This is a genomic window from Komagataeibacter kakiaceti JCM 25156 (assembly GCF_000613305.1).
The window spans coordinates 1-7,235 of record NZ_BAIO01000094.1; the positions used below are offsets into that span (position 1 = coordinate 1).

The 7,235-nt window shown below is 63.1% G+C and carries 5 protein-coding genes; all 5 read left to right on the forward strand.

Features of this window, described 5'->3' with window-relative positions; translation table 11 throughout:
• Positions 1-548, forward strand: a 548-nt coding sequence (locus tag JCM25156_RS22430) for a transketolase-like TK C-terminal-containing protein (RefSeq protein WP_034958823.1), incomplete at its 5' end; no start/stop codon positions are given.
• Positions 549-669: 121 nt separating this feature from the next.
• Positions 670-3,528 carry a bifunctional transaldolase/phosoglucose isomerase gene (locus JCM25156_RS07440; RefSeq protein WP_025812640.1) on the forward strand — a complete coding sequence of 953 codons (2,859 nt, stop codon included), beginning with the start codon at positions 670-672 and terminating at the stop codon, positions 3,526-3,528.
• A 120-nt stretch (positions 3,529-3,648) separates the two neighbouring features.
• The gene (gene gnd / locus JCM25156_RS07445; protein WP_025812641.1) at positions 3,649-4,647 is read left to right on the forward strand and encodes a phosphogluconate dehydrogenase (NAD(+)-dependent, decarboxylating); all 999 of its coding nucleotides are present in this window, start codon (positions 3,649-3,651) and stop codon (positions 4,645-4,647) included.
• Positions 4,648-4,797: 150 nt separating this feature from the next.
• The gene (gene zwf, locus JCM25156_RS07450) at positions 4,798-6,327 is read left to right on the forward strand and encodes a glucose-6-phosphate dehydrogenase (protein ID WP_025812642.1); all 1,530 of its coding nucleotides are present in this window, start codon (positions 4,798-4,800) and stop codon (positions 6,325-6,327) included.
• Positions 6,328-6,331: 4 nt separating this feature from the next.
• Positions 6,332-7,159: a Cof-type HAD-IIB family hydrolase gene (locus JCM25156_RS07455; RefSeq protein ID WP_025812643.1), complete on the forward strand. Its 828-nt coding sequence runs from the start codon at positions 6,332-6,334 to the stop codon at positions 7,157-7,159.
• Positions 7,160-7,235: the final 76 nt, after the last annotated feature.

Consider the following 7,235-nt stretch of genomic DNA (forward strand, 5'->3'; position numbering starts at 1 on the left):
CGCCGGGCGTGACCGTGCTGCGCCCCGCTGATGCCAACGAGGTGGCGGAAGCCTGGCGCACGCTGATCCAGCTTACCGATCGCCCCAGCGTGCTGGCGCTGAGCCGGCAGAACCTGCCCACCATCTGCCGCAAGACCTATGCGTCGGCGGCAGGTCTGGCAAAAGGGGCGTATGTCCTTGCGGATGCGGACGGGCGGCCCGATGTTATCCTCATGGCAACGGGCAGCGAAGTCGGACTCATCATCCGGGCGGCGGAAAAGCTGAAGGCGGACGGCATCAAGGTGCGTCTTGTCTCCATGCCGTCATGGGATCTGTTCGAGGCCCAGCCCAAATCCTATCGTGACAGCGTGCTGCCGCCGGATGTGACCGCGCGCGTGGCGGTGGAACAGGCGGCGCAGCTTGGCTGGGACCGTTACACCGGCCTGGCGGGCGAGACGATTGTCATGCACGGCTTTGGCGCCTCCGCCCCGGCGGAGAAACTGGAGGTCAAGTTCGGCTTCACGGTCGAGGCCGTGGTGGCCGCCGCCCGCAGGCAGGCCGGAAAATAAAAGGGGATCAGGACAGGCAGGGCTTTTGGTCCTGCCTGTTTCGGTTCCGGGGAATGTCAGGCGGCGCGGACAGCCCGCGCCGCCGGGAAGCAAAGGAAGCACAGCCATGAGTGCGACAGCCATGAATGCGCGTGAATCTGGTGGAGAAAATCCATTAAAGGAACTGGCCCGCTATGGTCAGTCTCCCTGGCTGGATTTCATCCAGCGATCCTATACCGAAAATGGCAGCCTGAAAAAACTGGTGGATGAGGACGGGCTGAAGGGCGTGACCTCCAACCCCGCCATCTTCCAGAAGGCCATGGGGCAGGGCACGGATTACGACGCGCAGATCCGCTCGGTGCTGGAGCACCGGATCGTCGATGCCGGAACGCTGTACGAACTGCTGGCCATTGACGACATCCGCGCCGCGGCGAAGGTGCTGTATCCCGTCTATGAACAGACAAAGGGCGTGGACGGCTATGTCAGCCTCGAGGTCTCGCCCTATCTGGCGCGTGACACCAATGGCACGCTGAACGAGGCCCGCCGCCTGTGGAAGGCGGTTGAAGCCCGTAACCTCATGATCAAGATTCCCGGCACGGATGAAGGTCTGCCCGCCATCCGCGCCGCCATTGGCGACGGGCTGAGCATCAACGTCACCCTGCTGTTCTCGTTCGATGCGTACAAGAAGGTGCTGGAAGCCTACATCTCCGGGCTGGAAGATCGTCTGGGCCGTGGGGAGAGCGTGAAAGGCATCGCCAGCGTCGCTTCCTTCTTCGTCAGCCGCATCGACGTGAAGATCGACAAGGAAATAGACGGTCGCGTCGCCGCTGGTGACAAGGAGACGCCAGCCCTCAAGGCCCTGCGCGGCAAGGTGGCGATTGCCAACGCCAAGGTGGCGTATGAATACTGGAAGGACGTGACCGCCAGCCCGCGGTGGAAGAAACTGGCCGATGCCGGGGCCATGCCGCAGCGCCTGCTGTGGGCCAGCACCGGCACGAAGGACAAGTCCTTCAGCGACGTGCTGTATGTGGATGGGCTGATCGGCCCCGAGACCGTCAACACCATTCCGCCCGCGACCTTCGACGCCTTCCGCGACCATGGCAAGGTGGCCGAAACGCTGACGCAGGATCTGCCCGGCGCGCGCAAGGTGCTGGCGGAAGCCGAGCGTCTTGGCCTCGATCTGGCCGGTGTAACGAAAACGCTGGTGGATGAAGGCGTTGCATCCTTCGCCGATGCGTTTGACGACCTGCTGGGTTCCGTCGCGGCCAAGCAGGCGGCGTTCCTTGGCAGGAAGGTCACCTCCACCGCCCTCAAACTGCCCGCCGATCTGGACAGGGCGGTCAAGGCGGAACAGGACGCCTGGCGCAAGGGGGGCAAGGTCCGCCGCCTGTGGCACCACGACGCCACCCTGTGGACCGGCAAGGACGAGGCGGACTGGCTGAAATGGCTGGACATTACCGATGACCAGATCGCCGCGCTGTCGAAGTTCGAGGATTTTCAGGCGGAGGTGAAGGCGCGCGGCTTCCAGCACGCGCTTTTGCTGGGCATGGGCGGGTCCAGCCTTGGCCCGGAAGTGCTGGCCCAGACATTCGGCAAGCATGAGGGCTTCCCGCACCTCTATGTCCTCGACAGCACGGACCCGCAGCAGGTGCGTGCGTTCCAGGACAAGATCGATATTTCCAGGACGCTGTTCATCGTCTCGTCCAAGTCCGGCGGCACGCTGGAGCCCAACATCCTCAAGGCCTATTTCTTCGATCAGGCCAAAAAGGTGCTGGGTGACAAGGTGGGATCCCACTTCATCACCGTGACCGATCCCGGTTCCCACATGGAAGACGTGGCGAAGAAGGACGGGTTCTGGAAAATCTTCTATGGTGAAAAGCAGATCGGCGGCCGCTATTCCGTGCTGTCCGATTTCGGGCTGGTGCCCGCCGCCGTGGCGGGGCTGCCGCTGAAGCTTCTGCTCGAATCTGCGCTGCGTGGTGAAAAGTCCTGCGCCGCCTCGGTGCCGCCGGCGCAGAACCCCGGCGTGGTGCTGGGCACGGTGCTGGGTGTGGCCGCGCGTGATTTCGGTCGGGACAAGGTGACCATCATCGCCTCCCCCGGCATTTACGACATGGGGGCGTGGCTGGAGCAGCTTCTTGCCGAATCAACCGGCAAGGACGGCAAGGGCCTGATCCCCATTGATGACGAGACGATCGGCAGGCCCGATGTGTATGGCAAGGACCGCGTCTTCGCCTATCTGCGTCTGGCCGAGGATCCCTGCCCCCGTCAGGACGCGGCCTTCGCCGCGCTGGTCGAGGCGGGCGAACCGGTGGTGACCATTGAACTGCATGAACGCCGCCAGGTGCTGGAGGAGTTCTTCCGCTGGGAGTTCGCCACCGCCGTTGCCGGTTCGATCATCGGCATCAACGCCTTCAACCAGCCTGATGTCGAGGCCTCGAAGATCGAGACCAAGAAGATCACCAACGCCTATAACGAGACCGGCAGACTGCCGCCGTACGAGCCGTTCGCCAAGGACGCGCCCTTCGCCTTCTACGCCGATCCGAAGAACGCGCAGGCGCTGAAGGGCGGCAAGACGGCGGAAGAGATCCTCAGGGCGCATTTCGCCCGTGCCGGGGCGGGTGATTACGTGGCGCTGCTGGCCTATATCGACCGTGACACGGCAACACGCGAATGGATCCAGAAGGCCCGTCTTGACGTGCGTGACGCGCTGAAGGTCGCCACGGCGGCCGAATTCGGTCCGCGCTTCCAGCATTCGACCGGGCAGGCGTACAAGGGTGGCCCCAACACGGGCGTTTTCCTGCAGATCACCTGCGATGACGTGGTGAACCTGCCGGTGCCGGGTGAGAAATATACCTTTGGCATCGTGAAGGAAGCCCAGGCGCGTGGCGACATGGAGGTGCTGGCCGAACGCGGCCGCCGTGTGCTGCGTGTCCACATCCACGGAGACCTGAAATCGGGTCTTGAAAAACTGGGGCAGGATATCGCCCGCGCGGTCTGATCCGCGGTTCCGGACCCGCCTTTTCCCACGAAAAGGCGGGTTTCTTGATAGCGGTCATTGGGAAATGGCCATGAAGGCGATAGGGATACAACCCTATCCCATCTTCAGGAGTATTTTATTATGCAAATCGGTATTGTTGGTCTTGGCAAGATGGGCGGCAACATTTCAATCCGCCTCACCCGCCATGGTCATGACGTGGTGGCCTATGATCGCGATCCCGCCGTTACCGCGAAAGTGTGCGAACAGGCCGAAGGGGGCCGGGCCACGGCGGCCACCGGGCTGAAGGACATGGTCGGCAAGCTGTCGGGCCGCAAGATCATCTGGCTCATGCTGCCCGCGGGCGAAGTGACGGAGCAGGCGGTACAGGAACTCGGCACGCTGATGAGCCGTGGCGATATCGTGATTGACGGTGGCAATTCCTTTTACAAGGACGACATCCGCCGTGCCGCCGAGCTGGTGAAAAAAGGCATCGACTACATTGATGTCGGCACGTCCGGCGGCGTGTGGGGCCTGGAGCGTGGCTACTGCATGATGTACGGCGGCACCAAGGAAGCGACCGATCATATCGATCCCATCCTGTCCGCGCTCGCGCCGGGGATTGGCGACATTCCGCGCACGCCGAACCGTGACAAGCCGGAATTCGACCCCCGCGCCGAGCAGGGCTACCTGCATTGCGGCCCCGCCGGTTCCGGCCATTTCGTGAAGATGGTCCATAACGGCATCGAATACGGCATCATGCAGGCCTTCGCCGAAGGGTTCGACGTGATGAAGTCCAAGAACTCCACCGAACTGCCCGAAGACCAGCGTTTCGAACTGAACATGGCCGACATCGCCGAAGTCTGGCGCCGTGGCAGCGTCGTGTCCTCGTGGCTGCTCGACCTTTCGGCCAGCGCGCTGGCGGGCAACCCGGACCTGTCCAACTACAAGGGCGACGTGGCCGATTCCGGTGAAGGCCGCTGGACCATCGAAGCCGCGATCGAGGAGGCGGTGCCGGTTCCCGTCATCACGGCATCCCTGTTCACGCGCTTCCGTTCCCGCACCGGCAACAACTATGCCGAGAAGATGCTGTCAGCCATGCGCTTCGGTTTTGGCGGTCACATCGAAGGTACGAATAACTGACCCGCCACCCGGTCGGTAACTGACCGGGTCGCCCGGGGGCTCGTTTTTCCGCCTCCGGCTGCTTCCCGAAAAGACAGCACATGAATGACTGCGCGCGGAACAGCCGGAGGGGGATTACAGGCGAAAAACAGTTCAGGAACAGTAGCAGACATGGAAAATATTATCGCCTCGGCAGTATCGCAGGTAGGGGATTCCGGTGATGAAAGCGCCCCCCGGCGCTGCCCGCCGGCATCGTTCGTCATTTTTGGCGGGGGTGGGGATCTGACGCATCGCCTCCTGCTTCCCGCCATCTACAACCTTGCCTGCGCCGGACTGCTGGACGATGGCTTCAATGTCGTTGCCGTTGACCGCGCGGACCTGACCGATACGCAGTTGCGCCAGAGCATGTATGCGGCGCTGGAAAACTTCGTTGCCCGCCGCGGGGCCGAGGCCGTGGCCCTGCGCACGGATATATGGGACTGGCTCACGCCGCGTATCCGCTACGTGCGTGGCGATTTCGAGACCGCCCAGACCTATCAGGACATTTCCGCCATCGTGGGGGAGCGGAACTGCATTTTCTACCTTGCGGTGGCCGCCCGTTTCTTCGGCTCCATCGTGGACCGTCTGGGCGAGGCGGCCCTTGTGCGCGAGGGACGCAATTCCTTCCGCCGGGTGATCGTGGAAAAGCCCTTCGGGCATGACCTGCCCTCGGCCATAGCGCTCAATACCCGGCTGCTGAACACGCTGACGGAACAGCAGATTTACCGGATCGATCATTATCTGGGCAAGGAGACGGTGCAGAACATCCTCGCCCTGCGTTTCTCCAACGGGTTTTTCGAGCCGCTGTGGAACCGCCAGAACATAGACCACGTCCAGATCACCGCCGCCGAGACGGTGGGCGTGGAACAGCGCGCCAAATTCTACGAAGGCACGGGCGCGGTGCGCGACATGGTGCCCAATCACGTCATGCAGCTTCTGGCCATGACGGCGATGGAGGCTCCCATCTCCTTCGATGCCGACGCCGTGCGCAATGAAAAGACGAAGGTGCTGGACGCCATCCACACCCTGTCGCCCGATGACGTGGTGCGCGGGCAGTATGCAGCCGGCACGGTGAATGGCGCGGCGGTGCCGGGTTACCGGGAGGAACCGGGCGTTGACCCCCATTCCCTGACCGAGACCTACGTGGCCATGAAGTTCCAGATCGACAACTGGCGCTGGGCTGGCGTGCCGTTTTACGTGCGTACCGGCAAACGTCTGGCCGCGCGCAAGACCGAGATCGCGATTCACTTCAAGTCCGCGCCTTACGCGCTGTTCCGTGACACGCCGGTGGACCGTCTCGCCCCCAACATCATGGTCATGCACATCCAGCCCACCGAAGGGGTGACCATGCAGTTCTCGGCCAAGATCCCCGGCCCCGCCGTGCGGCTTGGCGGCGTGCGCATGAAGTTCGATTACGCCGAATGGTTCAGTGAAGGCCCCAGCACCGGATATGAAACCCTGATCTATGACTGCATGATCGGGGATGCGACGCTGTTCCAGCGCGCGGACAATATCGAGGCCGGATGGCGCGCCGTGCAGCCGGTTCTGGACTGGGGGCAGGACAGTCAGACGCTCGCCCTCTACACGGCGGGCAGCGAAGGGCCAAAGGCGGCCGACGCCCTGCTGGCGCGTGACCACCGGCACTGGCTGAAAATTGGATAATCCCATGTCCCCGTCCGTTTCCCCCACAGGTGGCGTGCGTCTGGTCGTGTCCGATATAGACGGCACCCTCATCACCCCCGAGCGCGTGATCACACCGGCCGCCCATCGCGCCGCCGATGACCTGGAGCGCGCCGGGATCCGGCTGAGCCTGGTCAGCAGCCGCGCGCCGCGCGGAATGATGCAGTATGTCAGGGCGCTGCGCATCAGCACCCCCATCGCGGGGCTGAATGGCGGGCTGATCTGCGATGCCGATGGCACGATACGCGAACGGCTGTCGCTCGCCCCGGATGCCGTGCACAGGGCGGTGGAATTCCTGATCGCCAATAATGTCGAGCCATGGCTGTTCATCGGCCATGACTGGCTGGTGCGGCGAATGGATACGCCACAGGTCCGCCATGAGCGCGAGGTGGTGCAGACCACGCCGGTACAGGTGGCGGATTTCGCCGGGCATTATCACGATGTCGGCAAGATCATGGGTGTCTCGTCCGACACGGCGCACCTGCCGGTGGTGGAGCGTGAACTGGCGGCCCTGCTGGGGGGCGAGGCCAGTGTGCATCGCTCCTCGCCCATCTATCTGGATATTACGCATCCGCGCGCGAACAAGGGCTATGCGGCGAAGGAGCTGGCGCGCCTGCTTGATGTCAGCATTCAGGAAACGGCCTGCATAGGGGATATGAACAATGACATTCCCATGCTGAAGGAAGCCGGTGTCAGTATCGCCATGGGTAACGCCCCGGAGAACGTGAAGGCCGAAGCCCGTTACGTGACAAGGCCCAACACGCAGGATGGGTGGGCGCATGCAATGGAAAGTTTTGTACTGTCCCGCGCATGACCGCGCGGCACACAAGGGAGACGAGTGAACATGCCTCAGGACGCAGCTAAACCATCCGCCAGCCAGATCAGGCTCG

Excerpts from the sequence above, each read along its gene's own strand:
- zwf (WP_025812642.1), top strand. The coding sequence starts at position 4,798 with ATGGAAAATATTATCGCCTCGGCAGTATCGCAGGTAGGGGATTCCGGT.
- JCM25156_RS07440 (WP_025812640.1), top strand. The coding sequence starts at position 670 with ATGAATGCGCGTGAATCTGGTGGAGAAAATCCATTAAAGGAACTGGCC.
- JCM25156_RS07455 (WP_025812643.1), top strand. The coding sequence starts at position 6,332 with ATGTCCCCGTCCGTTTCCCCCACAGGTGGCGTGCGTCTGGTCGTGTCC.
- gnd (WP_025812641.1), top strand. The coding sequence starts at position 3,649 with ATGCAAATCGGTATTGTTGGTCTTGGCAAGATGGGCGGCAACATTTCA.